Origin of the sequence: Nitratireductor aquibiodomus NL21 = JCM 21793 (assembly GCF_000615975.1) — a bacterium.
In the GTDB taxonomy this organism is placed as follows: Bacteria; Pseudomonadota; Alphaproteobacteria; order Rhizobiales; family Rhizobiaceae; genus Nitratireductor; species Nitratireductor aquibiodomus.
Window position 1 is genome coordinate 39,406 of sequence record NZ_BAMP01000015.1, and the last position, 26,052, is coordinate 65,457.

Below are 26,052 nucleotides of genomic sequence, written 5' to 3' on the forward strand. Positions count from 1 at the left end.
GCAAGCGGGCATCGCGTGCGAAGCACATCAACGGGGCACAAATAACAGGTTTTGTGTTTTTGTGGTTCATCGCGCTTTCATCGATTGGCAAGGTGTGCTTGCCACTATGAAGCGTCGAGCGCGCCTTGATTCCCGACGCGCCGCATTTTTGTTGTGATAGAGTGAAGCCGTGACGCACGAAGTAACCAACCAGTCGCCTCCGATCGCCGGGACCAATGCCTGGCGCAGCGATCCTTTGCTGATGCAGGCGGCGGAGCGGTTTTCCGAGCCCGTGCGCAAAGAGCTCGATACGCTCGGGCGTTTCGTGCGCAATCAGGAGGCGCTCGACCTGGCCCGGCTGGCCAATGCCGAGACGCCCCAGCTCAGAACCCATGACCGATACGGCAACCGGCTCGATCTGGTCGAGTATCACCCGGCCTATCACGCACTGATGCGCCGTTCGGCCGCCAATGGGCTTCATTCCTCCATCTGGGAGAAGACAGAAGCGGAGGCGGGCCATCGCCACCAGATACGCGCCGCGCGCTTTTATCTGACTGCGCAGCTTGAATGCGGGCATCTGTGCCCGCTGACCATGACGAATGCCTCGCTGGCGGCGCTGATGGCGGACAACACGCTGTTTCGCCGCTGGGCGCCGCGTGTGGCCGTCCGCAAATACGATCATTCGAACAAGCCCGTCGCTCAGAAAAGCGGCATCACCATCGGCATGGGGATGACCGAGAAACAGGGCGGAACCGATGTGCGCGCAAACACGACCCGCGCCGAACGCCTTGAAGGCAAGATTTATCGCCTGACCGGGCACAAATGGTTCCTGTCGGCGCCGATGTCGGACGCCTTTCTCGTCCTGGCGCAGGCCGACAAGGGGTTGTCCTGTTTCCTCGTTCCGCGCGTGCTTGAAGATGGCACCGGAAACGGCCTCCATCTCCAGCGCCTGAAAGACAAGCTCGGCAATCGCTCGAACGCGTCCTCGGAAGTGGAATTCCACGGAACGATGGGCGAACTGGTTGGCGAGCCGGGTGGTGGGATCCGCACCATCATGGACATGGTGACGCTGACGCGGCTCGACTGTGCACTGGGCTCAGCGGGCATGATGCGTGCCGCACTGGCGGAAGCCGTGCATCACACGCGCCACCGTAAGGCTTTCGGCGCGCGGCTCATCGAGCAGCCGCTGATGATGCGCGTGCTTGCCGACATGGCTCTGGACGTCGCCGCCGCAACGGCGCTTTCTATGCGGCTCGCGCGCTCCTTCGACGAGGCGGCCGACAGCCGCGGCGATGCGGCTTTCGCCCGCGTCATGACGCCGGTGGTCAAATACTGGGTCTGCAAGCTGGCGCCCGCCGTCACCTATGAGGCGATGGAGTGCCTGGGCGGCAATGGCTATGTCGAGGAGGCCCCGCTCGCCCGTCACTACCGTGAAGCCCCGGTCAACGCAATCTGGGAAGGCTCCGGCAATGTGATGGGGCTCGACGTTCTGCGGGTCCTCGAACGCAACGCCGGGCTTTTTGACGAGGTGCTGGGCATGATCGGCAGGGATCTTGGCGAAAAGGGTGGAGCGACGCTCGAGGTTCTGGCCGCCGCAGCCCGCGTGTGTCAGACGGACGAGGGCTCGGCGCGCATCCTGACCGAGCAGCTCGCGCTCGCCGCTGCAGCGGCCGAACTCAAGCGCATGGGCGCCGGCCGTGTTGCCGATGCCTTCATCGAGACGCGTCTGGCCGGCCAGTGGCGCAGCACCTATGGCATGCTGGATGCGCGCCATGACGCGGCTTCCATCCTCGATGTGCTTTACCCCGAGACGAGCTGAGCCACAACTGTCAGAACCAGCGGTATCGTGAAGAAGGCGAGTGCCGTCTGCAGTGTGGTGATGCTCGCATAGAGCGGTGCATCGCCACCAAGCTGTCGTGCGAGAAGATAACCGTTCATTGCGGTCGGGACCGCAGCGCAAAGTGCCAGATAATCGAGCGCCGGGCCCGAAACGCCAAAGGCAAGCGCGATCGAGATCATCAACACCGGAAAGAAAACCAGCTTTAAAAAAGCGGATGTCCAAAGTGCCGCCCGTGCGGCGAGGAAATCGCCCGGGCGCAGGCTCGCACCTATGGTCAAAAGCCCCATGCCGAGCGCGGCGCGTCCGACCAGGTCCAGCGTCTGGTTCAGCGGCGGATAGAGACCGAACGGCATGAAGCGCAGCACGACGGCCGCCGCCGCCGCCAGCACCATCGGATTGCGCGCAACGTCCAGAAGCACTTTCGACCAGGATGCGCTGCTGTCGGCGAAGCGCGTCACAACGAACACAGAAGCGATGTTGATGGGAATGATGATCGTCGCCATCACCAGCGCGACCACGGCGGCACCCTCAGGCGGAAAGAGTTTCTGCGCTACAGCCAGTGCCATAAACCCGTTCCAGCGCACGGCCGTCTGGAACAGCGAAGAATACTGACTGTGCCTGATCAACCGGCTCGCCCTGAGCACCGGCCACAGCGCCAGGACCAGCAAGATCATCGCAAAGACCGAGACCGAAAGCGCGCCGAGCAGGGCATCGAGCCGGAGTTGTGAGAAATCGGCGTTGGCAATCGTGATGAAAAGCAGCGCCGGGTAGAGGAACCAGTAGCAAAGCTGCTCGAGCCCCGGCCACGTCTCATCCCGGATGAGGGGAGACCGCCGCAGCATATTGCCCGCAATGATGAGCAGGAAGATCGGAAGGATGCTTTCGAAAATCGCGAACATGGGGAATCCGACGGCAGGAGGGTTCTTCTAGGGTCAGGCCCCATAAATATGGCCGCAATGGTCGGCCTGATTTGTGCGGATACGCGAAGCAAGGCCGCAGGAAGATTTCATGTCTTTCAAGGCCTTGCGACAAAGTAGGCCGTGCAAATCAGGCCGATCCGAAGGACGCTCGATAGACCAGCGACCTGCCGCGTCAAACCCCTTGACCGGGGAAAGGCCCCGCTCTGCGGGCTTTTCCTCGCATCTCTTGGTCTATCGAACGCCATTGCGGTCATATTAATGGGTCCTGACCCTAGCTAATGTTCGATATTGAAACTGTAAAGCGCGGGACGGGTGCGCGCCGCCTGTGAAAGTTAACCTTAACGATTGGTAAGCGTTGCAGGTCGATTTGCGTCGGTTCAGTGTGCTTCTCATCCAGAGGCGAGACTCATGAACCGTACATTCGCAATCCTTCTGTCGGTCTATTGGGCCGTCAATTTCGGCCTTGCCGCCCGATCGGCGGCGCTCGCCGACGGCATCGTCGTGCCCGCTGGCACATCAGGTGCGGAAAGCGTCTGGCACGCATCGCAGTTTTTCGGCCATCTGGGCGTGGTGCTCGGCAACGCGCTCGTCGCCGCCCTCTTTGCATGGACGCTGCTCGTGTCGCTGCTAGAGGAGGGGGCCCGGCGCGAGACCGCAAATCTCGCCGGGCTTGCCTGCGCCGCTGCGCTCGTCATGCTTCTGGTGGATGTCGCTTACGCGGGGCTCGCCGCGAAGGTGGCAACAGTCGCTCCCTCGGCCGCGATGATGATGAAGTTCCTGGCCGTGCTGGCGACGCATCTGGTTCTGCGCCGTGAGGGAGCGGATGTGGATAGTGGAGAAGCGGCACCGGCCCTGCGGGCCACATCCCGTGTCTCGACGCTGCGCACCATTGACGCCGCGCACGACACAATGGCTGACCGTGTTGCGCGAAGGCACCGGCTGCGTTTCTCACCACCCGCCAACGACCACGGGAGCCCGTAATGCGCTACCTGTTAATCTTCTGGGCGCTCCCGCTCGGCCTGTTCTGGGGCTGGTACGGCCTGTCCTATCATGACATCAATTTCGGCCTCGGCTTTTTCAGCCGGGAGATGAACGATCTCCTGTTCCGGATCTATGGCGACATTCTGGGCATCGATCCCGCGATCATTCCCGGCATGGTGGCGCGCGCTGCGTGCTCGACAGCTTCATCCTTCTGGGCATCGTTGCCTTCCGGCGCCGACGAGCTCTATGGAGCTGGTTCAGGGAGAAACGCGCCGCCTATCGGTCCGGCGACGCAACGCCCGAAGCGCGCAACCTGTCCAGCGCGCCCTGAAGGATGAAGGCGGCGGCGGCCGAATCGATCCGCTCCGCCCGTTTCCTGCGCGATACATCCATTTCCAGCAGCGCCCGCTCTGCGGCAACCGTCGACATGCGCTCGTCCCAGAAAGCGACCGGAAGCTCGGTCAGCCGCTCCAGATTGCGAATGAACGCGCGCGTGGACTGCGCGCGCGGACCTTCGCTGCCATCCATGTTGACGGGCAGGCCGATGACGATGCCGCCGACATTGTCGCGCTTGAAGGCGGCAAGCAGCGCTTCGGCGTCCTGCGTGAACTTCTTGCGCATGATCACCTGACGGGGGGTTGCCAGGGACAGTCCGCGATCAGAGACCGAAAGCCCGATGGTCCTGGTGCCGAGATCGAGCCCGGCCAGCGTCTGGCCTGCATCGAGAAAAGCGGGGAGTTCCTGCAGGTCAACCACTGACAAAACTGTGTTCTCCGATTACGACTGTGGGATCGTTCTAGGGTCAGGACCTATTAATATGATCACAATGGCGATCGATAGACCAAGAGATGCAAGGAGAAGCCCGCAGAGCGGGGTCTTCCCCCCGGTCAAGGGGTTGACGCGGCAGATCGCCGGTCTATCGAGCGTCCTTCGGATCGGCCTGATTTGCACGGCCTACTTTGTCGCAAGACCTTGAAAGACGTGAAGTCTTCCTGAGGTCCTGCTTCGCGTATCCGCACAAATCAGGCCGACCATTGCGACCATATTAATAGGTCCTGACCCTAGCGCTGCGGCGGTTACACGAAAAGCCGCCATTGCGCGATAGCCGCCACTGACGGCGCGGCGACAACAGGCAAGGAGGACAATTCCATGGAGCTGACCTGGTACGGGCATTCCGCATTTCGCGTGGATACGGGCGATGCGCATATCCTGATCGATCCCTTTCTGAGCGGAAACCCCTCCTGGAACAATGGGTGGGAGGAGCCGGCTGAAGGCGTGACACATGTGTTGCTCACCCACGGTCATGACGATCACATCGGCGATGCAGTTGATATTCTGAAGAACACCGGCGCCATGCTGGTCGCCAATTTCGAAATCTGCATGTTCCTTGTGGGCAAGGGCGTGGACCAGAACCGCATCAACCCCGGCAACCACGGCGGCACCGTCGATTGCGGCGGCTTCACCACCACCTTCGTCAACGCGCTGCATTCCTCATCGTCTGCGGGCGAGGGCGGTGCGAACACGTATCTGGGCAATCCCGCCGGTCTTGTCCTGCACTTCCCCGGGGACAAAACGCTCTATCATATGGGCGACACCGACATTTTCGGCGACATGGCGCTGATTCAGGAACTGCATCAGCCCGATATCGGTCTTGTCCCGGTTGGCGACCGCTTCACCATGGGTGGGGCGGTCGCGGCCCTTGCCTGCCGGCGCTATTTCAAGTTCGAGACGGTGCTGCCTTGCCATTTCGGCACGTTCCCGATCATCGATCAGACCGCGCAGAAATTCATCGAGGGGATGGAAGGTTCGGGCGTGAACGTGCCGGCGCTGAAGGTCGGCGAGACGATTTCGCTATAGCAATTCCGGTGCGCCGGAGCGCGTTGGCGGTTGCACGCCGCCCGCGCGCCGATTATAGCCGTGGCGCAGCCAATAAGCGCCTGGAGAAAACCATGTCCGTGGACATCGATACCGTGAAGCGCGTTGCGCGCCTTTCCCGCATTGCCGTTGATGAGGCCGATGCAGAGCGCATGACCGGCGAACTGAACGCCATTCTCGGTTTCGTCGAGCAACTGAACGAAGTGAATGTCGAGGGCGTCGAGCCGATGACCTCCGTCATCCCGATGGCGATGAAGAAGCGCCAGGACGGTGTGACCGACGGCAGCAAGGCTGACGATATCGTCGCCAATGCGCCTGCTTCGGAAGACAATTTCTTCGTCGTTCCCAAAGTGGTCGAATAAGAGCGCCCCGCTTCCAAACCCATTTGCCCTGACGGGCCTCCGGATTTTCACGGATCTTCCATGACAGAGCTCACCAAACTCACAATCGCCGAAGCGCGCGAAAAGCTCGCCGCCAAAGCTTTCACCGCCACCGAACTGACCGAGGCCTATCTTTCGGCCATCGACTCGGCCAACGAAAAGCTGAACGCCTATGTCGCCGTAGCGCACGACAAGGCGCAGGCGATGGCAAAGGCGAGTGACGAAAAGATTGCCAGGGGCGAGGCGGGCGCGCTGGAAGGCATTCCGCTCGGCATCAAGGATCTTTTTGCCACGCAGGACGTCCACACCCAGGCAGCAAGCCACATCCTTGATGGTTTCAGGCCCAAATACGAATCCACCGTCACGGCCAATCTTTGGGCTGATGGCGCAGTGATGCTCGGCAAGCTCAACATGGACGAGTTCGCCATGGGCTCGTCGAACGAGACTTCCTATTATGGTCCGGTCATCAACCCATGGCGCGCCGAAGGCTCCAATGCCGACCTCGTTCCCGGCGGCTCTTCGGGCGGTTCGGCGGGCAGCCGTAGCGGCACTCCTGTGCGCGGGCGCGACCGCAACGGACACCGGCGGCTCGATCCGCCAGCCCGCCGCCTTCACCGGCACGGTCGGCATCAAGCCGACCTATGGTCGCTGTTCGCGCTGGGGCACGGTGGCCTTCGCCTCCTCGCTCGATCAGGCAGGGCCGATTGCGCGCGACGTGCGCGATGCGGCAATCCTTCTGAAATCCATGGCGTCCGTCGATGACAGGGACACGACCTCAGTCGATCTTCCGGTACCGGACTATGAAGCTGCCATCGGCCGGTCGGTCAAGGGCATGAAGATCGGCATTCCGCGCGAATACCGCCTGGACGGCATGCCGGAGGAAATCGAGGCACTGTGGAAACAGGGCATCGACTGGATGCGCGATGCGGGCGCGGAGATTGTCGACATATCGCTGCCGCATACAAAATACGCGCTGCCGGCCTATTACATCGTGGCACCGGCAGAAGCCTCTTCCAATCTCGCGCGCTATGACGGCGTGCGTTATGGCCTGCGCGTCCCCGGCAAGGACATTGCCGACATGTATGAGCAGACCCGTGCCGCCGGTTTTGGCCGTGAGGTCAAGCGCCGCATCATGATCGGCACCTATGTGCTGTCGGCCGGCTACTACGACGCCTACTACCTGAAGGCGCAGAAGGTGCGCACGCTCATCAAGCGCGACTTCGAGCAGGTTTTCGATCAGGGCGTGGATGCGATCCTGACACCGGCCACGCCCTCGGCCGCCTTCGGCGTTGCTGATCAGGAGATGGCGTCCGATCCGGTGAAGATGTATCTGAACGACATTTTCACCGTGACGGTGAACATGGCGGGCCTTCCGGGCATCGCGGTGCCGGCCGGACTTGACGCAAAGGGGCTGCCACTCGGCCTGCAGCTCATCGGCAAGCCGTTTGAGGAAGAAACGCTGTTCCGCACAGCACACGTGATCGAACAGGCCGCAGGCCGTTTCGCACCGAACAGGTGGTGGTAATGCCCATGGCGCGGCTCGCTTCCTGATAGAAAGGCCGCGTCATGTTCCATTTCATCTCTGCGATTGGCTGGCTGTTCCTGCAGCCACTCGGCCTTGCCGCAATCCTGATTGCGGTGTCGTTGGTCACCGCTTTTTTCGGCTGGCGCCGCCTGTCCATGATGGCAGGCGGTTTCTCTTTTCTGGTTCTCTTTCTGTCCGCCTGGACGACGCTTGGCGCGCTCGTTCTCGGACCGCTAGAAGACCGTTTTCAGAAGCCTGACCCCGTGCCGGAGAGGGTTCACGGTATCGTTGTTCTGGGTGGTGGGCTGGAAGGCTCCATCAACAGTACACGCGGCGGCCACGAGTTGAACGCCAGCGGCGATCGTTTCGTGGAAGCAGCCATCCTTGCGCGCCGCTACCCGCAGGCAAGAATTCTCATTTCCGGCGGGCAGGGCGCTGTATTCCTGAGCGGTGAGGGCGATGCGGACACCGCACCGCGCCTTTTGACCGCACTGGGCGTCGACCCGGACGGCCTCATCCTCGAAAATCGCTCGCGCGATACCTATGAGAACGCTGCCTTTTCCAGAGAGATGGTGCAGCCGGCGGCAGGTGAGACATGGCTGCTCGTCACCTCCGCCTTCCACATGCCGCGCGCCGTCGGGGTGTTCCGCAAGGCCGGTTTCCCTGTGACGCCATGGCCGGTCGATTATAAGACGGCCGGCAATGAGAAGCCGGGCTTCGCGGAAGACAACGCGCTCGATTCTCTGCGCAATGTCACGGTCGGAATACGCGAGTGGATCGGCCTTGCCGCCTATCGCATCGCGGGCAGGACAGACACGTTCCTGCCTGCTCCGGAGGCATCATCGCAATGAGTCGTGGTCTCATTATCAGGGTGTGATGGTGCAATGCAGCAAATTTGTCCGCATTTCGCCACAACTCTTGAAAATTCCTTTACGCCTGCAAGTGATTGATTGCGCTATAGAAGCCCGGTTTTCTAAGGCTTCTTACCTGTTTTGCAGTCGTCATTTTGCCGTTTTTGGACTTGCGGAAGCCTGCGCGGAGGAGTATCTCCCGCCGTCACGGATCGGCGATCGGGATCATCCCGTTCGGAGATCGGATAACAAAACGGGATATGCATGGACGATAGCGTTGAGAGATCCTGCTGGGGCGTGACCGCCAAAGCAGTGATCGGGCTTGCGGGAATAATCTTTCTGGCATGGCTCTTGATTGGCGCCGAAACGGCAGCGGTCGTAGCAACGGCAGGCTGAACTACCAGCAAAACCGCACAATATCGGTTCTTTAAAGTTGAAGGGCGCAGCGCAACCGCTGCGCCCTTTGCTTGTTCGGGGAAATGGCCTACATCTTCGCATGTCGCGGTCACACCAGAGCATGCCGCGCCACAACCTGCTAATGGCCGCAGACCACGGGAATCCTCCGTGTGGTTACAGTCCGGAGCCTTCGCCCATGTTCCTTTCCGTTTTCGACCTGTTCAAGATCGGCATCGGACCGTCCAGCTCGCACACGATGGGGCCGATGACGGCGGCGGAGCGATTTCTGGCCGAGATCGCGGGCGATGACTGGCCGCGCCCGGCGGGAAGCGCCGTGCACCGGCTCTCGGTGAGCCTGCATGGCTCTCTCGCCTTTACCGGTGTCGGGCACGGCACGGACCGGGCGGTCATACTCGGGCTTGCAGGCTACAATCCGCTGACCGTTGATCCCGACCGGATGGACGGGCAACTCGCCACCATCGCCGCCGAAAAGATGGTGCGGCCGGCAGGGCATCCGCTTTACCACTTCGACCCGGAAACCGATCTTGTGCTGGACAAAAAGCAGGCTCTGCCGGGGCATGCCAATGGCATGGCATTCAACGCCCATGATGTGGATGACAGGCTTCTCCTGCGGCGGATCTATTACTCCATCGGCGGCGGTTTCGTGGTTTCCGAGGAAGAGCTTCAGACACTCAAGAACGAATCCGCGAAGCCCGCAAAGGACGATGTACCGTTTCCCTTCGCCAGCGCCCGCGAAATGCTCGCCATGGCGGCTGAGAGCGGGCTCTCCATTGCCGAGATGAAACGGGCGAACGAAGAAAAACACATGACGCGGGCCGAGCTCGATACCGGGCTGGACCGCATCTGGCAGGCGATGGACGCGTGTATCGAACGCGGCCTCTCGCAGGACGGTGTCATGCCAGGCGGCCTCAATGTGCGTCGTCGCGCCCGTCATCTGCACGAAAAGCTGGACGAGGACTGGCGTCAGAACCGTCCCAACCCATTGGCAGCAAACGACTGGCTTTCCGTTTTTGCGATGGCCGTGAACGAGGAAAACGCCAGCGGCGGACGTGTGGTGACCGCGCCGACCAATGGCGCGGCAGGTGTGGTGCCGGCCGTCATGCGCTACTGGCAGAAATTCCATGTGGATGCGGACACCAACGGCATCCGCGATTTCCTGCTGACGGCGGCGGCCATTGGCGGCATCGTCAAGCACAACGCCTCCATCTCCGGGGCTGAGGTGGGCTGCCAGGGCGAGGTCGGGTCGGCCTCCGCCATGGCTGCCGCAGGCCTTGCCGCCGTTTTGGGCGGTACGCCGGAGCAGGTCGAAAATGCCGCCGAGATCGCGCTTGAACATCACCTGGGCATGACGTGCGACCCGGTTGCCGGGCTGGTGCAGGTTCCCTGCATCGAACGCAATGCGCTGGGCTCTGTCAAAGCCGTCACGGCGGCTTCACTGGCCGTAAAGGGCGACGGCAAACATTTCGTCTCTCTGGACGCTGCGGTGGAGACCATGCGACAGACCGGAATGGACATGAACGAACGCTACAAGGAAACAAGCCTTGGCGGCCTTGCGGTCAATGTCGTCGAGTGCTGAGCGCGTTCAGACACTGTGGAGAGCGCACGGGCCGCGCTTGACCTTCACTGCCTGCCACCCGACATTCAGGACATGGCACTGAATCTCATAAAATTGTGCGTCGGCTGTGAAAGCGTCGAGCAACTGGAAGACTGGATCGCGCTGCGCGTTCGCGAAAAAAAGGCGCGTGGCGAGCCGGCCGAACACTTCCACACGACCCGCATGGTGCCCAAACGCGTGGAGGAACTGACGGAAGGTGGCTCGCTCTACTGGGTGATCAAGGGGTCGGTTCAATGCCGACAACGGCTTGTTGACATACGGCCGTTTCGTGACGCGGAGGGTGTGTCCCGCTGCCATCTCGTTCTGGAGCCCAGACTGGTGCGCACGCAATTTCAGCCACGCCGGGCCTTTCAGGGGTGGCGCTATCTGGATGCGAAGGACGCGCCGGCCGATATTGGCAGCGCGGGAGACGATGCCGCGATGCCTCAGGAACTGCGCCGCGAACTCTCTGAACTCGGCTTGCTGTAGCGACCGTTCTGGCGCAGGCTTGTCGTCAGCCTTGCAACCGGTCCGAACACGCCCATCTTTCTCACTATGAGCGACAAGAAAACGCCTGCACCACACCGCGCCAAAGCCGATCTCGCCGCGCCCAGGTCCACTTCGGGCGCGATCGACGCCTTCGTTCGGCATGCCCGTGCCGTTGCGCCGGTACACGGAACGGGCACAGGCCGCCTGATTCTGGCGCTCGACGCGACGATGAGCCGTCAGCCGACCTGGGATCTCGCCTGCAAGCTTCAGGCGGAAATGTTCGATGCAGTCGGCAAGGCCGGTGCACTCAATGTTCAGCTCGTCTACTTCCGCGGTTTTGGCGAAAGCCGCGCCTCGCGTTTCGTGCGCGATACCGATGCGTTGAAAACGCTGATGACGAAGATCGACTGTCGCGGCGGCCACACGCAGATCGGCAAGGTGCTTGCACATGCGCTGAAGGAAACGGCGCGCGAAAAGATCAACGCGCTTGTCTATATTGGCGATGCATGGAGGAGAGCGTGGACGAGCTTTCCGACAGGGCCGGGCGGCTTGGCCTGAGCGGCGTCCCGGTCTTCGTCTTTCAGGAGGGGCACGATCCCGTCGCAGAGCGTGCTTTCCGTGAGATCGCCCGACTGTCGAAGGGGGCGTGGTTTCGGTTCGATTCACGTTCGGCAGCGGAACTCGGCAGGCTCCTGTCCGCCGTCGCCGTCTATGCAACGGGTGGGCTGAAGGCACTCAGCGATCGCAACCGGCCGGAAGATCGCCGGATGCTGGAGCACCTGCGCGGCGGAAAAGACCGATGACCTTTCCCTTCTTTCTCTTTGGGCTTCTGCTGCTTCTGGTTCTCGGGGGGCTTGCATTCGTTAATGCGAGCCCGAAGCGGGTGGCAGATACACTGCGAATAGCCGGCCCGGCGGTGCTGGCGCTTTCCGGCGTGGTGATGCTCTTTGCGGGCAGGGCGGGAATCGGCGGAATGCTTATTTCGGCAGCCGCCGCCTGGTTCGGTTCAGCGCGGCTGAGGATGGGACGGGCCAAAACGCCTGGCCAGCGCTCAACCGTGCGCTCCGCTGCCATCGAGATGGAACTCGATCACGATAGCGGAAAATTGTCCGGTGTGGTCCTGGCCGGTCGGCACGAAGGACGCCGGCTCGCGGACATGACGCAGGAAGAACTGCTTTCGCTCTACGCCGAGCTCGAACGCGACGAGGAGAGCCTAAGGCTTCTCGAAACCTATCTTGACAGCGAATTCCCCGCCTGGCGCGACAGCACGCAGTCGGATGGCGACCGGGGGGAGGGAGTTGCGCCGGGCACGGGCCCCATGACCGAGGAGGAGGCCTATGAGGTCCTTGGTCTTGAACGAGGTGCGACCGTTGCGCAGATCAGACAGGCTCACCGCCGCCTGATGCAGCGCCTGCATCCCGACATGGGAGGAACCTCGTCTCTTGCCGCCCGCATCAACGAGGCGCGCGATATTCTGCTGTCCACTCATCACTGAATTCCCGCTACGCGCGACGCTGTCCTGACTCATCTTCAACTCCGGTCTTACTGCTGCACGGCGTAGCAGGAGATGCTTTTCTTCTTGAGCGACGCACAGGCGCCCCATGCATCGGACTTGCTGTCGAACCCGACGAAGCGCGCGCGATGATAGGTGATGCCGCCCTTTTCGAACGTTTCGGTGATCGGCACGGCCCGTGCGAGCACCTGGCCGGCCTTCTTCTCGGTTTCGGCGAGGAACATGAGGCTTCATCCTCACTCGGCATCGATGCGACCTGGATCACCCAGCCGCCTGCGGAGGCGCGCCCCTGCGGCTCGGGCGCGGTGGAAGCCGTGGGCATAGGGTCGACCGCCGCAACAGCCGCACGGGGGCGCGGCACGGCAGTGTTCATGACAGCAGCGGCCTTGACCGGGGCTTCCGGCGCGTAGGCCGTCAGCGTTTCGGCTTCCGGACGCTCGGTCGGCAGAGGCACCTGCTTGCCGGGAATCATTGCTGCAAGCGCGGTGCGGGCGCCGCCTGGCGCCTTGGCGATCAGCATGCGGTCCCGCCCGGTGGAGCCCTTGTTCAGGTAGCGCTTGATCAGATCGGCCATGTGCGCGTCGCGGCTGCGCGACGTGCGGCCGCCCAGAACCACGGCGACGATGCTGCGGCCATTTGCCTGCACGGAGCTGGCGAGGTTGAAACCGGAAGCGCGCGTATAGCCGGTCTTGATGCCGTCGACGCCGTTGACGCGCCCGAGAAGGCGATTGTGGTTGCCGTAGCGGCGCTTCTTGTAGGTGAAGGAAGTGGTCTGAAAATAGCTGTAGTACTGCGGATAGTGCTCGCGCAGGGCGATGCTGAGCTTGGCCATGTCGCGCGCGGTTGTCTTCTGCCGGCTGTTGGGAAGGCCGTGCGCGTTCTTGAACGTGGTGCGGGACATGCCGAGCTGACGCGCTTTCGCCGTCATCATGGATGCGAACTTGGCTTCCGAACCGCCGAGAAACTCGGCAACGGCGGTTGCCGCGTCGTTTGCGGAGCGGGTTACGAGTGCCCGGACCGCCTGATCGACAGTCAGGCTGTCGCCGGGGCGCAGCGCGATGTTCGTCGGTGGCTCGGCCGCCGCATTGCGTGACACGGGGACGCGCGTATCCTTTTTGATGCGTCCGCTCGAAAGAGCCTCGAAAATCATGTAGGCCGTCATCATCTTGGTGAGCGAGGCCGGGTAGCGTGGCGCGTCGGCATTCGATTCGTAAAGCACCTTGCCGGTCTTTGCGTCCATGACGATGCCCGCATATTTGGCGTTTGCGGAAGCCTGCTCCGCCGCGCCCAGCATGACGATACCTGAAACGAAAAGTGCCGTGAGAATCCTGCCTGAGAGCCGCACAAGATTCGCTCTACCCAACAACGCCTGACGCACGATTACACCCATTTGCATCTGGTTTCAGGCCGCGAAGCATCCCCACTCGCTGGCCCATTTCCCATCACCCTATCGGCGTCGGCGTTACCAATCCGTTTATGGTGAGCCATTCGTTGACGGAATTTCTTAACATTGACTCGAAATCGAACGATCTTTCCGGTCAAAGGGTGGCGAAGACGGATCAACTGTCATGATGGCGTAGTTTTGAACGCAAAAGGCTTTCACCCATATTGTCAGGAACGCATAAGGGCTTAAAATTGTCGGAAGGGTACCTACATGTCCCACGTAAGGGCTCGGCACAGGGAATGGAATTTTTGAATATCGGTGAAGCCATGCAGCACGACGCCTGGCGAATGCAGGATGGCGAGGATGACGGTGACAGTTCCGACCGCGGGACTGCGGTCATCACGCGTACGAAAACCAAGACGAAGAAGCCGAGCCTCTATCGTGTGTTGTTGCTGAATGACGATTACACGCCCATGGAGTTCGTCATTCACGTGCTTGAGCGATTCTTCAGGAAGGATCGCGAGGCCGCGACCAGAATTATGCTGCACGTACACAATCACGGTGTTGGTGAATGTGGCGTGTTCACGTTCGAAGTGGCTGAGACCAAGGTGACGCAGGTGATGGATTTCGCCCGGCAGAATCAGCATCCACTTCAATGCGTGATGGAAAAGAAATGAGGTACTGAATGCCGGCTTTTTCCCAAGGCTTGGAGCGGGCACTGCATCAGGCGCTCACCTTCGCCAATGAGCGCCACCATGAATATGCGACGCTCGAGCACCTGCTCCTGGCGCTGATCGACGATTCGGACGCTGCAGCCGTCATGCGGGCCTGCAATGTCGATCTCGATGCGCTCAAGGATACGGTGGTCAAATATATCGACGGCGAACTCGATAACCTCGTCACGGGCTATGACGAGGATTCCAAGCCGACCGCAGGCTTCCAGCGCGTCATCCAGCGCGCTGTCATCCATGTGCAGTCGTCCGGGCGCGAAGAGGTGTCCGGGGCGAACGTGCTCGTGGCGATTTTCGCCGAACGCGAAAGCCATGCGGCCTATTTTCTGCAGGAACAGCAGATGACCCGTTACGACGCGGTCAACTATATCAGTCATGGCATCGCCAAGCGGCCCGGTGGGTCGGAGGCAAGAACGCCCCGCGGTGCAGAAGACGACGACGCCGGCGCACCGGGTGCGGAGGCGGAAGAGGGCGGCAAGAAGAAACAGGCGCAGGACGCGCTCACCGCCTATTGCGTCAACCTCAATGAGAAGGCGCGGGCAGGCCGTATCGATCCTCTGATCGGGCGCGCGCCCGAGATCAACCGCACGATCCAGGTCCTGTGCCGCCGCTCCAAGAACAACCCGCTTTACGTTGGCGATCCCGGCGTCGGCAAGACGGCGATTGCCGAGGGGCTCGCCAAGCGCATCGTCGAGGGCGATGTGCCGGATGTTCTGGCGGACGCGACGATTTTCGCCCTCGATATGGGCACGCTTCTGGCCGGGACACGCTATCGTGGTGATTTCGAGGAACGCCTGAAGCAGGTCGTGAAGGAGCTGGAGGATTATCCCGGCGCGGTTCTATTCATCGACGAAATTCACACAGTCATCGGCGCAGGCGCAACGTCCGGCGGTGCGATGGACGCGTCCAATCTCCTGAAGCCTGCCTTATCGTCCGGCTCGATTCGCTGCATTGGCTCCACCACCTACAAGGAGTTCCGGCAGTTTTCGAAAAAGACCGTGCGCTGGTACGCCGCTTCCAGAAGATCGACGTCAGCGAGCCGACGGTTGAGGACGCCATCGAGATCATGAAGGGGCTAAAACCCTATTTCGAGGATTTCCATAAGGTCCGCTACACAAATGAAGCCGTGAAGGCGGCGGTGGAACTTTCCGCGCGCTATATCAACGACCGCAAACTGCCCGACAAGGCAATCGACGTGCTGGACGAAACCGGCGCATCGCAAAAGCTGCTGCCGGAATCGAAACGACGCAAGACGATCAACGTCAAGGAAATCGAGGCGACGATTGCCACCATGGCCCGCATCCCGCCAAAAACCGTTTCGGCCGATGACGAGAAGGTTCTGGCGACGCTTGAGGACGAGCTGAAGCGGGTCGTTTACGGGCAGGACGCAGCCATCACGGCGCTTTCTTCGGCGATCAAGCTGGCACGTGCCGGCCTGCGGGAGCCTGAGAAGCCGATTGGCTCCTATCTGTTCTCGGGCCCCACGGGTGTTGGCAAGACCGAGGTCGCCAAACAGCTTGCGGCATCGCTTGGTGTGGAGCTCCTTCGCTTCGACATGTCGGAATACATGGAGCGCCATACGGTCTCGCGGCTGATCGGCGCTCCGCCCGGTTATGTCGGCTTCGACCAGGGTGGCCTGCTGACCGACGGTGTCGACCAGCATCCGCATTGCGTGCTGCTTCTCGACGAAATCGAGAAGGCGCATCCGGATCTGTTCAACATCCTGTTGCAGGTGATGGATCACGGCAAGCTTACGGACCACAACGGCAAGAGCATCGATTTCCGCAATGTGATCCTCATCATGACGACCAATGCGGGCGCATCCGATATGGCCAAGCCAGCCATCGGTTTCGGATCGTCGAAGCGTGAAGGTGACGATATGGAGGCGATCAACCGCCTCTTTACCCCGGAATTCCGCAACCGCCTGGACGCCGTTATCCCGTTTGGCGCTCTGCCGGTCCCGGTCATTCATCAGGTCGTGCAGAAGTTTGTCATGCAGCTCGAGGCACAGCTTGCCGAGCGCCGCGTCACCTTCGATCTCTCGGAGGATGCCGTCGCCTGGCTTGCCGACAAGGGGTATGACGAACGGATGGGCGCGCGTCCTCTTGGACGTGTCATTCAGGAGCATATCAAGAAGCCACTCGCAGACGAGGTGCTTTTCGGCCGGCTCAAGAAGGGCGGTACGGTCCGCGTAACCGTCGAGAAGGACGATACGGGTGAGAGCCGCCTGAAGCTTGACGCCGTGCCCGACGATGCGCCGATCAAGCCGCGCGAGGAGGTTCCGGCCAAGAAGAAGGCGAAGCCGGCTGCCAGGAAAACGCGCAAGCCCAAATCGGCTGCCAAACCCAAGGCGCAAAAGCCCAAGGATCCGCCCAAGCGCAGCCTCGTGCCGCAGTTGCCGCGCAAGAGCTGATAGCCGGAAACGGTTCTCGAGTGGACTAATTTCGAAGGCGTGGGTGTCCCAAGCACCCACGCCTTCGTCGTATCGCCCACCGGGCAGGGCTGTGCTAGGTCGTTGAAGCGATGAGTGAGAATGCGACAGCCGAATCGAGCAGCGAAGAAAGCCACTTTGCCTGGTATCTGCGGGGCGTGCGGCGCTGCTTCTCGATACCGGGCCTGGTGCTGGTAAGCGCGTTCATCGGGTTTGCCGGCCTTGCGCGAGAAGCTGGGCTTACGCTTCCCCAGACCGTTTTCATGACGGGCGTTGTCTGGGCCCTGCCTGCACAGGTCGTTCTGGTCGGCGCGGTTCTGGCGGGCAACAGTCTGATTGCCGCAGCCTTCGCTGTCGCCCTTTCATCAGTTCGTCTGGCGCCAATGGTTGTTGCCTTGACGCCGGAAATGCGTACGCCCGGAACCCGAAAATGGGTTCTCTACGTCCTTTCCCACTTTGTCGCGATCACCTCCTGGGTGCTCGCCATGGAAAGTTTCAGGCATGTACCGCGCCATCTGCGGACGGCGTACTACACCGGTATAGGTTCCACGCTCGTTCTGGTGAACATGGGCGTGGTCGCAACCGTTTTCCTTTTGGCTGAAAGCCTGCCCGTACAGGTGACGGCAGCGCTGTTCTTCCTGACGCCGATATATTTTCTGACCTCGCTATGGGGGTCGGCACGCGAACGGGCAGGGCATGTGGCAATGATCCTGGGGCTGGCGAGCGGGCCGGTGTTCCATATTGTCCTGCCGGGCTTCGACCTGCTCGCTGCCGGCGGCGTGGCAGGGGGCGCCGCCTATATCTGGCACCGCTCGCGTGTGAGGCGGGAGATGGGCAAGTGAGTTTCGACGCGTTCGATGCCTGGTGGTGGCCCTATCTGTTCATCCTGCTTGCCGGCTGGCTGGCAACGGATTCGTGGCGCTATCTCGGTGTCTACCTCGGAGGCAAAATGTCTGAGGAGTCAGACATTCTGGTCTTTGTGCGCTGTGTTGCGACGGCGCTTGTGGCTGCCGTCATTGCCAATCTCATCGTTTTCCCAAGTGGCGCGCTTGCCGATTCCCCTCTTGTCCTGAGGGTGGGTGCGGCGATTGCAGGGGTCGCCGCCTATCTTCTCGCCCGCAAACAGATTCTCGCCGGAATCGTTGTTGCCGAAACCGTTCTTTTGACCGGGCTTTACCTGATCGGTTGACCTAAAGCTGGGATCGGATTTTTTCAGCCTGTTCGGCGAGCACCGCCTGATCCGCCATCTCGCCGGTGTGCGGGCGCAGTGCAACGCCTTCAAAACGCGGGATGATGTGGACATGCAGGTGAAACACGACCTGACCGCCGGCCAGTTCATTGAACTGCTGGATGGTCACGCCATCCGCATCGAAGGCTGATTTTGCGGCGCGGGCAAGCTTCTGGACTGTGCGCATCACCGCCGCGAGGCTGTCTGCATCGACATCAAGAATGTTGCGTGAGGGCTTCTTCGGTATGACGAGACAGTGGCCATCGCCGCGCGGCATGATGTCCATCAACGCAAGGGTCTCGTCATCCTCATAGAGCTTGTGAGAGGGCAGTTCGCCGCGCAGGATTTTTGCGAATACGTTGTCGTTGTCATAGGCGGCACTGGTCATAGGAACCTCTTGTGTCAGGCAATTGCCGCCGCATTTTTCTGCGCTAATGTCCGGGCCGTCAACTCCCGGTGTTGAGTGATTCGTAGCGTTATCCAGAAGGTGCAGACCGTGACCTATCTTTATCTGATCGTTGCCATTCTGTTCGAGGTGGTGGCGACGACGGCACTCAAGCAGACCGAGGGGTTCACGCGCCTCATGCCGTCGCTGGTCACGCTCATCGGCTATGCGGTTGCCTTCTTCTTCCTTTCGCTCACGCTGCGCACCATGTCGGTCGGCATCGTCTACGCACTCTGGTCGGGTGCCGGCATCGTGTTCATCACCGCCATAGGCTGGCTCTGGTTTCAGCAGGCGCTCGACGCTCCGGCGCTTTTTGGCGTCGGGCTCATCATCGCCGGCGTTCTGGTGATCAATCTCTTTTCGAAATCGGTCATGCACTGAAGCCCATCAGCCTTTGCGGAACGGTGTATGGGCCTCCAGCATGCGGCTGATTTCCGCCACGTCCCGGCGTTCCATTTCCAGATATTGCGCCACCGCGCGCCGCAGGCCCGGGTGGGGAATATAATGGGCCGACCGGGTGGTGACGGGCTCATAGCCGCGCGCGAGCTTGTGTTCGCCCTGTGCGCCGGCCTCCACACGCGTCAGTCCGCGGGCAATGGCAAACTCGATTGCCTGATGGTAGCAGACCTCGAAATGCAGGAAGGGGTGATGTTCGACGCAGCCCCAGTTCCGGCCAAACAACGTGTCTGAGCCAATGAAGTTGATCGCGCCGGCAATGTAGCGGCCATTCCTGCGGGCCATGACGAGCAGGATGTCGTCGGCCATCCGCTCGCCGATAAGGGAAAAGAACCGGCGGTTGAGATAGGGGCGCCCCCATTTGCGGCTTCCAGTATCGGCGTAAAAGCTGAAGAAGTCGTCCCAGACGGATTCTGTCAGATCCGGTCCCGTCAGCCAGTCGATTTCGATACCGTTTTCGAGCGCGGTACGACGCTCTTTTTTCAGCGCCTTGCGCTTGCGTGAAGCGAGTGTGGCAAGAAAGTCGTCGTAGTGACCATAGTCACGATTGAAAAAGTGAAACTGCTGATCGGTGCGCATCAGAAACCCCGCGCGGTCCAGCGCGGCGATGTCGTCGTCTGTCGCGAAGGTGACATGCGCCGACGAAACGCCCAGCCGGTCCGTCAGGGTCTTGATTCCTTCCGCCAGTGCCTCGCGCACGGCGCGGGATGATGCTCCCTCGCGCACAAGGAGGCGCGGACCGCTCGCAGGCGTGAAGGGTATCGACACCTGCAGTTTTGGGTAATAGCGCCCGCCGGCACGCTCGAAGGCATCCGCCCAGCCATGATCGAAGACATATTCGCCCTGGCTGTGAGATTTGAGATAGCACGGCACCGCCCCCAGAAGCGTGCCGTCTGCCGCGCGCAGAAACAGATGCTGCCCAAGCCATCCGCTTTCGCGCACCGCGCATCCACTGTCTGCCAGACTCGACAGAAACGCGTATGAAACGAATGGGTTGTAGGGTGAACCCGTTCCGTTCCGACGCGCCCCGGAAAGAGCTGCCCAGTCAGCCTCTGGCATATCGGCGAGTGACGGTGAAACCGTCAGTGTCACGTCGCCCGACATTGGCGTGTTGGTTTCTGTTGCAGTCATATAGCTTAACTAAGCGTCCGCCGGGTGCGGCTTCAAGAGGTTGCGAACGCTTGGCGCAGTCAGGGTGTGAAACCTTCGAACGTCATCTGGTCGGCATAAGCGAAGGTGCGTTTGACGGCCTCGCGGTCCCGCACCGTCCATGTGATGACAGGCATGAAGAGGCGTTCACGCACGAATGCGACAAACGGGTTCGGTAGCTCTTTGACCGCGTAGGAGACGAAAGAGATGTCATGCGCCAGCATGGAAAAATGCGCTTCCATGGCCTCCGGTGCAGTGCCTTCGGCCGTCAGGCCGCACGGTAGTCCGGGTGCCAGTCGGGAAAACTGGCGCACCAGTCGATGCTCGAACGACATGAGTGCCATGGGGCCCGAATACCCCTCAAGCGTCTCAGCGACACGGGCAACGAGCGCGTCGTCATGACCCTCGGAGCCCTTGAGTTCGATCACCAGCGGCACGCGGCCGGCCACCAGGTCCAGCATTTCACGAAGGGTCGGCACACGAGCGGCGGTATCGCCGACCCTCAGCGCGTTCATTTCCGCCGCCGTCTTTCCGGCAATCGTCCCGTCCTGACCCGTCAGGCGGCGCAGTGCATGATCGTGAAAGACCATGGGCACCCCGTCGGATGACAGATGCACATCGCATTCGATGGAATAGCCGGCATCGGCCGCCGCCTCGAAAGCCGGGAGCGTGTTCTCCCAGCGCGTGTTGTTCATGTCGTGAAGACCGCGATGCGCGATGGGCCGTGCCGCCAGCCAGTCGAGATCGGGCATTACGCGGCAACCTCGATGATGGCATCGATCTCGACGGGCGCGTTCATTGGCAGTGATGCCATGCCGACGGCTGCGCGTGCATGGCGTCCGCGGTCCCCAAGCGCCGCCACGAGGAAATCCGAAGCGCCGTTGGCTACCAGATGCTGGTCGGTGAAGTCCGGCGTCGAGGCGACATAGACGGAGATGCGCACCACACGCTTGATCCGTTCCAGGTCGCCAAGCGCGGCACGCGCCTGTGCCAGCACATTGACCGTGCACCATTTGGCGGCGAGCTTGCCCGCTTCGGTTCCCAGTTCACGCCCCAGAAGGCCCATGGCCATCAGCTTGCCATCCTTGATGGGCAGTTGCCCCGAGGTCATCAGCAGAGAACCGGTCTGGACATAAGGCACATAGTTTGCAACCGGCGCTGCCGCTTCGGGCAATTCGACACCCAGTTCCAGCAGTCTTTTCTCGATTTTAAGTGCCATATTGCTCTCCCGGCATTTTATAAGATTCTGGATGCGGCAACTCCGCCGCGCAGGCGGAACTAAACGTCAGTTGCAACACTTTCGCAATCGAATCTGCGCTCAAGGGGGAATGTGCCGCAGTGGCAGAGGTTGCATATTTGCCTCGCTTCCGCCACGACTCTCGTTCAAACGGGAACCATCCAGACGGTCACGACACGCTGCGACCGTAATAGCCGAATTCCGGAGGTCGTTCATGCGCTCATTGCGCCTATTTGCTTTGGCCCTGCTCTGCGTTCCGGTTGCGGGGCCGGGTGTTGCCCTGGCCGCACCAAAACTGCTGCCACATCGGGCCGTCTACGACCTTTCTCTGGAACAGGCGAGCGACCGTTCCGGCATCAACGGCATTACCGGGCGCATGGTCTACGAGTTTGCAGGCTCCTCCTGTGAGGGGTACACGACCACCTTCCGCTTCGTCATGCGGCTTGAAACGGACGAGGCATCGCGGCTTTCCGATCAGCAGACATCCACCTATGAGGACGGTAACGGGAAAGTCTTCCAGTTCGTCAACAAGATGTATCTCGACAACGCGCTCGACCGGGAAGTGAAGGGTGTTGCCCGCCTCGGCGACGGCGAAACACTTGTGGAACTTTCAAAACCCGAACCTCGCAGCGAGACGCTTGAGAAGACGCAGTTCCCGGTTCAGCACATGAAAGAGGTGCTGGCAAAGGCCGAATCCGGCGGCGGATTTTACCAGACCACGCTTTATGACAGCTCCGAGGATGCTGACCGCGTCATGATCACGTCCGTGACCATCGGAGGGCCAAAACCGATCGGAGAGGACGAAGCGGAACGTTCGGCCGCGGCGCCGCTCGCGAACCAGTCTTACTGGCCGGTGAGCATTGCCTATTTCGATCCCACGCAGGAGCGCGGCGAGGCTTTGCCGGATTACGAGATCAGCTTTCTGTTGCATGAAAGCGGCGTCACGCGCAGCCTCGACATGAACTATGGCGAGTTCTCGATTCGCGGCCAGCTTGTCGATCTGACCATGTTCGATGAGACGAAAGAGGCGCGCAATTGCGCTGATTAGGCCCTTTCGCCGGCCAAACGCTTGCATTCTGCGCCATAAGCTTCTATATGCGCGCGCATTCCACACACGGATCTTGGTTCCGGTCGGGAGACATCCGGCCAGCGCCTCCGGTGGCGGTTTCCGCCTGACAGTCCGTGGAGGTTCAACCGGAAAGGATAACGAATGGCACTGCCCGATATCAGCATGCGCCAGCTTCTGGAAGCTGGTGTTCACTTTGGTCACCAGACCCACCGCTGGAACCCGAAGATGTCCAACTACATCTTTGGCGCCCGCAACAATGTTCACATCATCGACCTGAGCCAGACCGTGCCGCTGATGCACCAGGCGCTGAAGGCTGTCTCCGACACCGTCGCCAAGGGCGGCCGCATCCTGTTCGTCGGCACCAAGCGTCAGGCATCCGAGATCGTTGCCGATTCTGCCAAGCGTTCGGCACAGTATTATGTGAACGCCCGCTGGCTTGGCGGCATGCTGACCAACTGGAAGACGATTTCCAACTCGATCCAGCGTCTGCGCAAGCTCGACGAACTGCTCGCTGCCGATGCCCAGGGCTTCACCAAGAAGGAGCGGCTGAACCTTGAGCGCGAGCGCGAGAAGCTCGACCGTGCCCTCGGTGGTATCCGCGACATGGGCTCCACGCCGGACCTGATGTTCGTGATCGACACCAACAAGGAAGCGATTGCCGTTCAGGAGGCCAAGCGCCTCGGCATTCCGGTTGTCGCCATTGTCGATTCGAACTGCGATCCGGACGTTGTCGACTACCCGATCCCGGGCAACGACGATGCCGCACGTGCGCTCGCTCTTTACTGCGATCTCGTTGCCAAGGCGGCAATCGACGGCATTGAGCGCCAGCAGGGTGCTCTCGGCCTCGATATCGGCGAAGCAGTCGAGGCTCCGGCAGAACCGACCCTCGACGATGAGGCCGCAGCGCCGGCAGCGGAAGAAAACAAGGACGCCTGATAAGCGCCGTACCGAAAATGTGGGGCTGAGGCTCCGCGGCGGCCGCGCGGCAGACAGGAAGCTACGCGGCCGTTTTTGTTAGAAGATTTATGAAGAGGCGACGATGAGCATTACAGCAGCAATGGTCAAGGAACTGCGCGAGAAGAGCGGCGCAGGCATGATGGACTGCAAGACGGCCCTGACCGAGAACAATGGCGACATGGAAGCAGCCATGGACTGGCTGCGCAAGAAGGGCATCGCCAAGGCCGACAAGAAGGCCGGCCGCACGGCTGCCGAAGGCCTGATCGGCGTTGCATCCGACGCTAACAGCGCCGTTGTCGTCGAGGTCAATTCCGAGACCGACTTCGTTGCCCGCAATGACGCGTTCCAGGCACTGGTCAGCAACATTGCGACCGTTGCACTCGGCACCGACGGTTCCATCGACGCTGTCTCGTCGGCGACTATCCCGCGACGGGCAAATCCGTCGCCGACACGGTGAAGGACGCCATCGGCACGATCGGTGAAAACATGACGCTGCGCCGCTCGGCGAAGCTGTCCGTGGAGAACGGCGCCGTCGCAAGCTACGTCCACAATACCGTGACTGACGGTCTTGGCAAGCTTGGCGTGCTGGTGGCGATTGAGACGACCGGCAATGCCGATGCTGCCCGCGCCTTCGGCCGTCAGGTTGCCATGCATGTTGCCGCGACCAACCCGCTGGCTCTGACCGAGGCTGATGTCGACCCGGCAGCCGTTGCCCGTGAGAAGGAGATTTTCTCCGACCAGGCGCGCCAGTCGGGCAAGCCGGAAAACATCATCGAGAAGATGGTTGAAGGCCGTCTGCGCAAATTCTTCGAGGAGGTTGTCCTCCTGAAGCAGGCATTCGTGATGAACCCGGATCTGACTGTCGAGAAGGCGCTGGCCGAAGCCGAAAAGGAAATCGGCGCCCCGGCAAAGATCGTCGGCTTTGTCCGCTTCGCACTCGGCGAGGGTGTTGAGCGCGAAGAGACCGACTTCGCGGCTGAAGTGGCTGCTGCTGCAAAGTCGTAAGACGGGCGAATAACTGTTTGAAGACAAAGGGCGCCGCGTGACAACGCGGCGCCCTTCGTGTAACGCAGGGTCAAATTTGGAGACTTTGAAGATGACCGAGAAACGCTATCGGCGTGTTGTCCTGAAGGCATCCGGCGAAGCACTGATGGGCGAGCAGGGGTTCGGCATCGATGTTTCGGTCGTTGACCGCATCGCCCGCGACATTCTGGAAGCGCGCAGGATTGGCGTCGAGGTCGGCGTGGTTATCGGCGGCGGCAATATTTTCCGCGGCGTTGCCGTGGCCTCCAAGGGCGGCGACCGGGTTACCGGGGACCACATGGGCATGCTCGCAACCGTCATCAACTCGCTGGCGCTGCGCACCTCGCTGGTGAAGATGGGGGTTGATGCGGTGGTGATGTCGGCCATCGCCATGCCGGAGCTTTGCGAAAGCTTCTCCCAGCGCCAGGCCATGAGCTATATGAATGCCGGCAAGGTGGTGATTTTCGCTGGCGGCACCGGCAATCCGTTCTTCACCACGGATTCGGCAGCAGCACTAAGGGCAGCCGAGATCGGCGCGGACGCGCTTTTCAAGGGGACGCAGGTCGACGGCGTCTATTCCGCCGATCCGCGCAAGGATCCGAGTGCGACGCGCTACGAGCGCCTGAGCCACGCGCAGGTGATCCGTGATGGGCTGGCCATCATGGATACTGCTGCGATTGCTCTTGCGCGTGAGAACCACATTCCGATAATCGTTTTCTCGATTCACGAAGAGGGCGGATTCAACGCCATCTTGAAAGGCGGCGGGCATTGCACCATCGTGTCCGATGACGCCGAACCAGAACAGCGTGCCGGTGCGTAAGGAGATTTAATGATGGCGGACGGCGTTGATTTCAAAGATCTGAAGCGTCGCATGGACGGGGCGACAACCGCGTTCCAGCACGACCTTGCTTCGCTGAGAACTGGCCGTGCTTCGGCCAACCTTCTCGATCCCATCCATGTGGAAGCCTATGGCTCGCCCATGCCGATCAACCAGGTCGCGACGGTTTCCGTGCCGGAGCCACGTATGATCTCAGTTGCGGTCTGGGATCAGAGCATGGTCAATGCCGTGGACAAGGCGATCCGCGAATCCAATCTCGGATTCAACCCGATCGTGGACGGTTCGACACTGCGCATTCCGCTTCCTGAGCTCAATGAGGAGCGGCGCAAGGAACTGGTGAAGATCGCCCATCAATACGCCGAGAGCGCCAAGGTAGCCGCGCGCCATGTGCGCCGCGATGGCATGGAACATCTCAAAAAGGCCGAAAAGGACGGCGATATCAGCCAGGACGAACTGCACACGCAGTCCGATCAGGTGCAGAAAATGACGGATGACACGATCTCCGCCATCGACAAACTCCTGACTGACAAGGAAGCTGAGATCATGCAGGTCTAGCGGACCCGCTTTCGGCGCTTTCCCGGTTTTCGGACGAGGAGAAAAGGGCTGGAAACGGCAGGGCCGCTGAAAACCTGCTTGAGAGGCGAGGGGAGACTGCCAGTTGAAGCCGGCGCATGTAGCATCATCATGGACGGAAACGGTCGCTGGGCCGAAGCGCGGGGCCTGCCGCGCCGGGCCGGTCA

22 protein-coding genes and 6 pseudogenes are annotated in these 26,052 nt (G+C 61.1%); 21 read left to right on the top strand and 7 right to left on the bottom strand.

The features are described 5' to 3' along the window. The first annotated feature begins 169 nt into the window (after positions 1–169). On the top strand, positions 170–1,798 hold the full coding sequence (locus tag JCM21793_RS06450; RefSeq protein ID WP_025029837.1) for an acyl-CoA dehydrogenase family protein: 1,629 nt from the start codon (positions 170–172) through the stop codon (positions 1,796–1,798). Here the strand turns inward: JCM21793_RS06450 and JCM21793_RS06455 are convergent. Continuing rightward, positions 1,780–2,718 (bottom strand): AEC family transporter, encoded by a 939-nt coding sequence (locus tag JCM21793_RS06455; protein ID WP_025029838.1) that lies wholly within the window; start codon positions 2,716–2,718, stop codon positions 1,780–1,782. The two genes, JCM21793_RS06450 and JCM21793_RS06455, sit on opposite strands and share 19 nt — an antisense overlap. A 429-nt stretch (positions 2,719–3,147) precedes the next feature. Between JCM21793_RS06455 and JCM21793_RS06460 the strand changes: the two genes are divergently transcribed. Both JCM21793_RS06460 and JCM21793_RS06465 read left to right on the top strand, forming a co-directional pair. Then, complete coding sequence (locus JCM21793_RS06460) at positions 3,148–3,720, top strand: hypothetical protein (protein WP_025029839.1); 573 nt, start codon at positions 3,148–3,150, stop codon at positions 3,718–3,720. Continuing rightward, a pseudogene (locus tag JCM21793_RS06465) lies at positions 3,720–4,051 on the top strand (DUF6105 family protein). The gene JCM21793_RS06460 and the pseudogene JCM21793_RS06465 overlap by 1 nt, the downstream one beginning before the upstream one ends. On the opposite strand, the gene ruvX reads toward JCM21793_RS06465, so the two are convergent. Further along, positions 3,997–4,482, bottom strand: coding sequence for a Holliday junction resolvase RuvX (ruvX, locus tag JCM21793_RS06470; protein WP_025029841.1), 486 nt, complete (start codon positions 4,480–4,482; stop codon positions 3,997–3,999). The pseudogene JCM21793_RS06465 and the gene ruvX overlap by 55 nt on opposite strands. 387 nt (positions 4,483–4,869) lie before the next feature. Here ruvX and JCM21793_RS06475 point away from each other — a divergent pair, with 387 nt between their 5' ends. The 8 genes and pseudogenes from JCM21793_RS06475 (at position 4,870) to JCM21793_RS06515 (ending at position 12,346) form a co-directional block, all read left to right on the top strand. Beyond that, positions 4,870–5,577 carry a metal-dependent hydrolase gene (locus JCM21793_RS06475; RefSeq protein ID WP_025029842.1) on the top strand — a complete coding sequence of 236 codons (708 nt, stop codon included), beginning with the start codon at positions 4,870–4,872 and terminating at the stop codon, positions 5,575–5,577. 92 nt (positions 5,578–5,669) lie between these two features. After that, positions 5,670–5,957: an Asp-tRNA(Asn)/Glu-tRNA(Gln) amidotransferase subunit GatC gene (gatC, locus tag JCM21793_RS06480; RefSeq protein WP_007006738.1), complete on the top strand. Its 288-nt coding sequence runs from the start codon at positions 5,670–5,672 to the stop codon at positions 5,955–5,957. A gap of 60 nt (positions 5,958–6,017) precedes the next feature. Further along, a pseudogene (gatA, locus tag JCM21793_RS24510) lies at positions 6,018–7,500 on the top strand (Asp-tRNA(Asn)/Glu-tRNA(Gln) amidotransferase subunit GatA). Positions 7,501–7,541: 41 nt separating this feature from the next. After that, the gene (locus JCM21793_RS06490) at positions 7,542–8,351 is read left to right on the top strand and encodes a YdcF family protein (RefSeq protein ID WP_025029843.1); all 810 of its coding nucleotides are present in this window, start codon (positions 7,542–7,544) and stop codon (positions 8,349–8,351) included. Between the two features lie 592 nt (positions 8,352–8,943). After that, positions 8,944–10,344 carry an L-serine ammonia-lyase gene (locus JCM21793_RS06500; protein WP_025029844.1) on the top strand — a complete coding sequence of 467 codons (1,401 nt, stop codon included), beginning with the start codon at positions 8,944–8,946 and terminating at the stop codon, positions 10,342–10,344. Positions 10,345–10,416: 72 nt separating this feature from the next. Continuing rightward, positions 10,417–10,851 carry a DUF1489 family protein gene (locus JCM21793_RS06505; protein WP_025029845.1) on the top strand — a complete coding sequence of 145 codons (435 nt, stop codon included), beginning with the start codon at positions 10,417–10,419 and terminating at the stop codon, positions 10,849–10,851. A 66-nt stretch (positions 10,852–10,917) separates the two neighbouring features. Further along, positions 10,918–11,654, top strand: a pseudogene (locus tag JCM21793_RS24515) (vWA domain-containing protein). Further along, positions 11,651–12,346: a DnaJ domain-containing protein gene (locus JCM21793_RS06515; RefSeq protein WP_025029846.1), complete on the top strand. Its 696-nt coding sequence runs from the start codon at positions 11,651–11,653 to the stop codon at positions 12,344–12,346. Before JCM21793_RS24515 ends, JCM21793_RS06515 begins: the two are co-directional and overlap by 4 nt. A 47-nt stretch (positions 12,347–12,393) precedes the next feature. Here the strand turns inward: JCM21793_RS06515 and JCM21793_RS31405 are convergent. Further along, positions 12,394–13,658: pseudogene (locus tag JCM21793_RS31405) on the bottom strand (serine hydrolase). A gap of 437 nt (positions 13,659–14,095) precedes the next feature. Between JCM21793_RS31405 and clpS the strand changes: the two are divergent. From clpS to JCM21793_RS06540, 4 genes and pseudogenes are all read left to right on the top strand, one after another. Continuing rightward, entirely contained in the window at positions 14,096–14,425 is a 330-nt protein-coding gene (gene clpS / locus JCM21793_RS06525; protein WP_007006729.1) for an ATP-dependent Clp protease adapter ClpS, read from the top strand. Between the two features lie 8 nt (positions 14,426–14,433). Continuing rightward, positions 14,434–16,892: pseudogene (clpA, locus tag JCM21793_RS24525) on the top strand (ATP-dependent Clp protease ATP-binding subunit ClpA). Between the two features lie 110 nt (positions 16,893–17,002). Further along, positions 17,003–17,752: an AzlC family ABC transporter permease gene (locus tag JCM21793_RS06535; RefSeq protein ID WP_025029847.1), complete on the top strand. Its 750-nt coding sequence runs from the start codon at positions 17,003–17,005 to the stop codon at positions 17,750–17,752. Then, positions 17,749–18,099 (top strand): AzlD domain-containing protein, encoded by a 351-nt coding sequence (locus tag JCM21793_RS06540; RefSeq protein ID WP_025029848.1) that lies wholly within the window; start codon positions 17,749–17,751, stop codon positions 18,097–18,099. The genes JCM21793_RS06535 and JCM21793_RS06540 overlap by 4 nt, the downstream gene beginning before the upstream one ends. Position 18,100: 1 nt before the next feature. Here the strand turns inward: JCM21793_RS06540 and JCM21793_RS06545 are convergent, their stop codons facing one another. Continuing rightward, positions 18,101–18,526, bottom strand: a complete 426-nt coding sequence (locus JCM21793_RS06545) for an HIT family protein (RefSeq protein ID WP_007006725.1) — start codon at positions 18,524–18,526, stop codon at positions 18,101–18,103. Between the two features lie 108 nt (positions 18,527–18,634). On the opposite strand from JCM21793_RS06545, the gene JCM21793_RS06550 reads away from it, so the two are divergent. After that, a complete protein-coding gene (locus JCM21793_RS06550; RefSeq protein ID WP_025029849.1) occupies positions 18,635–18,964 on the top strand; it encodes a DMT family transporter in 330 nt (109 codons plus the stop codon). Positions 18,965–18,970: 6 nt separating this feature from the next. Here the strand turns inward: JCM21793_RS06550 and JCM21793_RS06555 are convergent, their stop codons facing one another. The 3 genes from JCM21793_RS06555 to JCM21793_RS06565 form a co-directional block, all read right to left on the bottom strand. After that, entirely contained in the window at positions 18,971–20,098 is a 1,128-nt protein-coding gene (locus tag JCM21793_RS06555) for a GNAT family N-acetyltransferase (RefSeq protein ID WP_370671628.1), read from the bottom strand. Positions 20,099–20,229: 131 nt separating this feature from the next. Then, on the bottom strand, positions 20,230–20,940 hold the full coding sequence (locus JCM21793_RS06560) for a glycerophosphodiester phosphodiesterase (RefSeq protein ID WP_025029851.1): 711 nt from the start codon (positions 20,938–20,940) through the stop codon (positions 20,230–20,232). After that, positions 20,940–21,407 carry a RidA family protein gene (locus JCM21793_RS06565; protein ID WP_007006722.1) on the bottom strand — a complete coding sequence of 156 codons (468 nt, stop codon included), beginning with the start codon at positions 21,405–21,407 and terminating at the stop codon, positions 20,940–20,942. Before JCM21793_RS06565 ends, JCM21793_RS06560 begins: the two co-directional genes overlap by 1 nt. 232 nt (positions 21,408–21,639) lie before the next feature. On the opposite strand from JCM21793_RS06565, the gene JCM21793_RS06570 reads away from it, so the two are divergent. The 5 genes and pseudogenes from JCM21793_RS06570 to frr all read left to right on the top strand — a co-directional run bounded on the left by JCM21793_RS06570 (position 21,640) and on the right by frr (position 25,867). Continuing rightward, the gene (locus tag JCM21793_RS06570) at positions 21,640–22,473 is read left to right on the top strand and encodes a cell envelope integrity EipB family protein (protein WP_025029852.1); all 834 of its coding nucleotides are present in this window, start codon (positions 21,640–21,642) and stop codon (positions 22,471–22,473) included. A gap of 162 nt (positions 22,474–22,635) precedes the next feature. Continuing rightward, entirely contained in the window at positions 22,636–23,430 is a 795-nt protein-coding gene (rpsB, locus tag JCM21793_RS06575; protein ID WP_007006720.1) for a 30S ribosomal protein S2, read from the top strand. Between the two features lie 103 nt (positions 23,431–23,533). Then, positions 23,534–24,456 (top strand): annotated as a pseudogene (tsf, locus tag JCM21793_RS24530) (translation elongation factor Ts). A 91-nt stretch (positions 24,457–24,547) separates the two neighbouring features. Next, complete coding sequence (pyrH, locus tag JCM21793_RS06585) at positions 24,548–25,294, top strand: UMP kinase (RefSeq protein ID WP_007006718.1); 747 nt, start codon at positions 24,548–24,550, stop codon at positions 25,292–25,294. A 12-nt stretch (positions 25,295–25,306) separates the two neighbouring features. Continuing rightward, positions 25,307–25,867 carry a ribosome recycling factor gene (gene frr / locus JCM21793_RS06590; protein WP_025029853.1) on the top strand — a complete coding sequence of 187 codons (561 nt, stop codon included), beginning with the start codon at positions 25,307–25,309 and terminating at the stop codon, positions 25,865–25,867. Positions 25,868–26,052: the final 185 nt, after the last annotated feature.

Excerpts from the sequence above, each read along its gene's own strand:
- JCM21793_RS06455 (WP_025029838.1), bottom strand. The coding sequence starts at position 2,718 with ATGTTCGCGATTTTCGAAAGCATCCTTCCGATCTTCCTGCTCATCATT.
- JCM21793_RS06460 (WP_025029839.1), top strand. The coding sequence starts at position 3,148 with ATGAACCGTACATTCGCAATCCTTCTGTCGGTCTATTGGGCCGTCAAT.
- JCM21793_RS06475 (WP_025029842.1), top strand. The coding sequence starts at position 4,870 with ATGGAGCTGACCTGGTACGGGCATTCCGCATTTCGCGTGGATACGGGC.
- gatC (WP_007006738.1), top strand. The coding sequence starts at position 5,670 with ATGTCCGTGGACATCGATACCGTGAAGCGCGTTGCGCGCCTTTCCCGC.
- JCM21793_RS06490 (WP_025029843.1), top strand. The coding sequence starts at position 7,542 with ATGTTCCATTTCATCTCTGCGATTGGCTGGCTGTTCCTGCAGCCACTC.
- JCM21793_RS06500 (WP_025029844.1), top strand. The coding sequence starts at position 8,944 with ATGTTCCTTTCCGTTTTCGACCTGTTCAAGATCGGCATCGGACCGTCC.
- JCM21793_RS06505 (WP_025029845.1), top strand. The coding sequence starts at position 10,417 with ATGGCACTGAATCTCATAAAATTGTGCGTCGGCTGTGAAAGCGTCGAG.
- JCM21793_RS06515 (WP_025029846.1), top strand. The coding sequence starts at position 11,651 with ATGACCTTTCCCTTCTTTCTCTTTGGGCTTCTGCTGCTTCTGGTTCTC.
- clpS (WP_007006729.1), top strand. The coding sequence starts at position 14,096 with ATGCAGGATGGCGAGGATGACGGTGACAGTTCCGACCGCGGGACTGCG.
- JCM21793_RS06535 (WP_025029847.1), top strand. The coding sequence starts at position 17,003 with ATGAGTGAGAATGCGACAGCCGAATCGAGCAGCGAAGAAAGCCACTTT.
- JCM21793_RS06545 (WP_007006725.1), bottom strand. The coding sequence starts at position 18,526 with ATGACCAGTGCCGCCTATGACAACGACAACGTATTCGCAAAAATCCTG.
- JCM21793_RS06555 (WP_370671628.1), bottom strand. The coding sequence starts at position 20,098 with ATGCCAGAGGCTGACTGGGCAGCTCTTTCCGGGGCGCGTCGGAACGGA.
- JCM21793_RS06560 (WP_025029851.1), bottom strand. The coding sequence starts at position 20,940 with ATGCCCGATCTCGACTGGCTGGCGGCACGGCCCATCGCGCATCGCGGT.
- JCM21793_RS06565 (WP_007006722.1), bottom strand. The coding sequence starts at position 21,407 with ATGGCACTTAAAATCGAGAAAAGACTGCTGGAACTGGGTGTCGAATTG.
- JCM21793_RS06570 (WP_025029852.1), top strand. The coding sequence starts at position 21,640 with ATGCGCTCATTGCGCCTATTTGCTTTGGCCCTGCTCTGCGTTCCGGTT.
- rpsB (WP_007006720.1), top strand. The coding sequence starts at position 22,636 with ATGGCACTGCCCGATATCAGCATGCGCCAGCTTCTGGAAGCTGGTGTT.
- pyrH (WP_007006718.1), top strand. The coding sequence starts at position 24,548 with ATGACCGAGAAACGCTATCGGCGTGTTGTCCTGAAGGCATCCGGCGAA.
- frr (WP_025029853.1), top strand. The coding sequence starts at position 25,307 with ATGGCGGACGGCGTTGATTTCAAAGATCTGAAGCGTCGCATGGACGGG.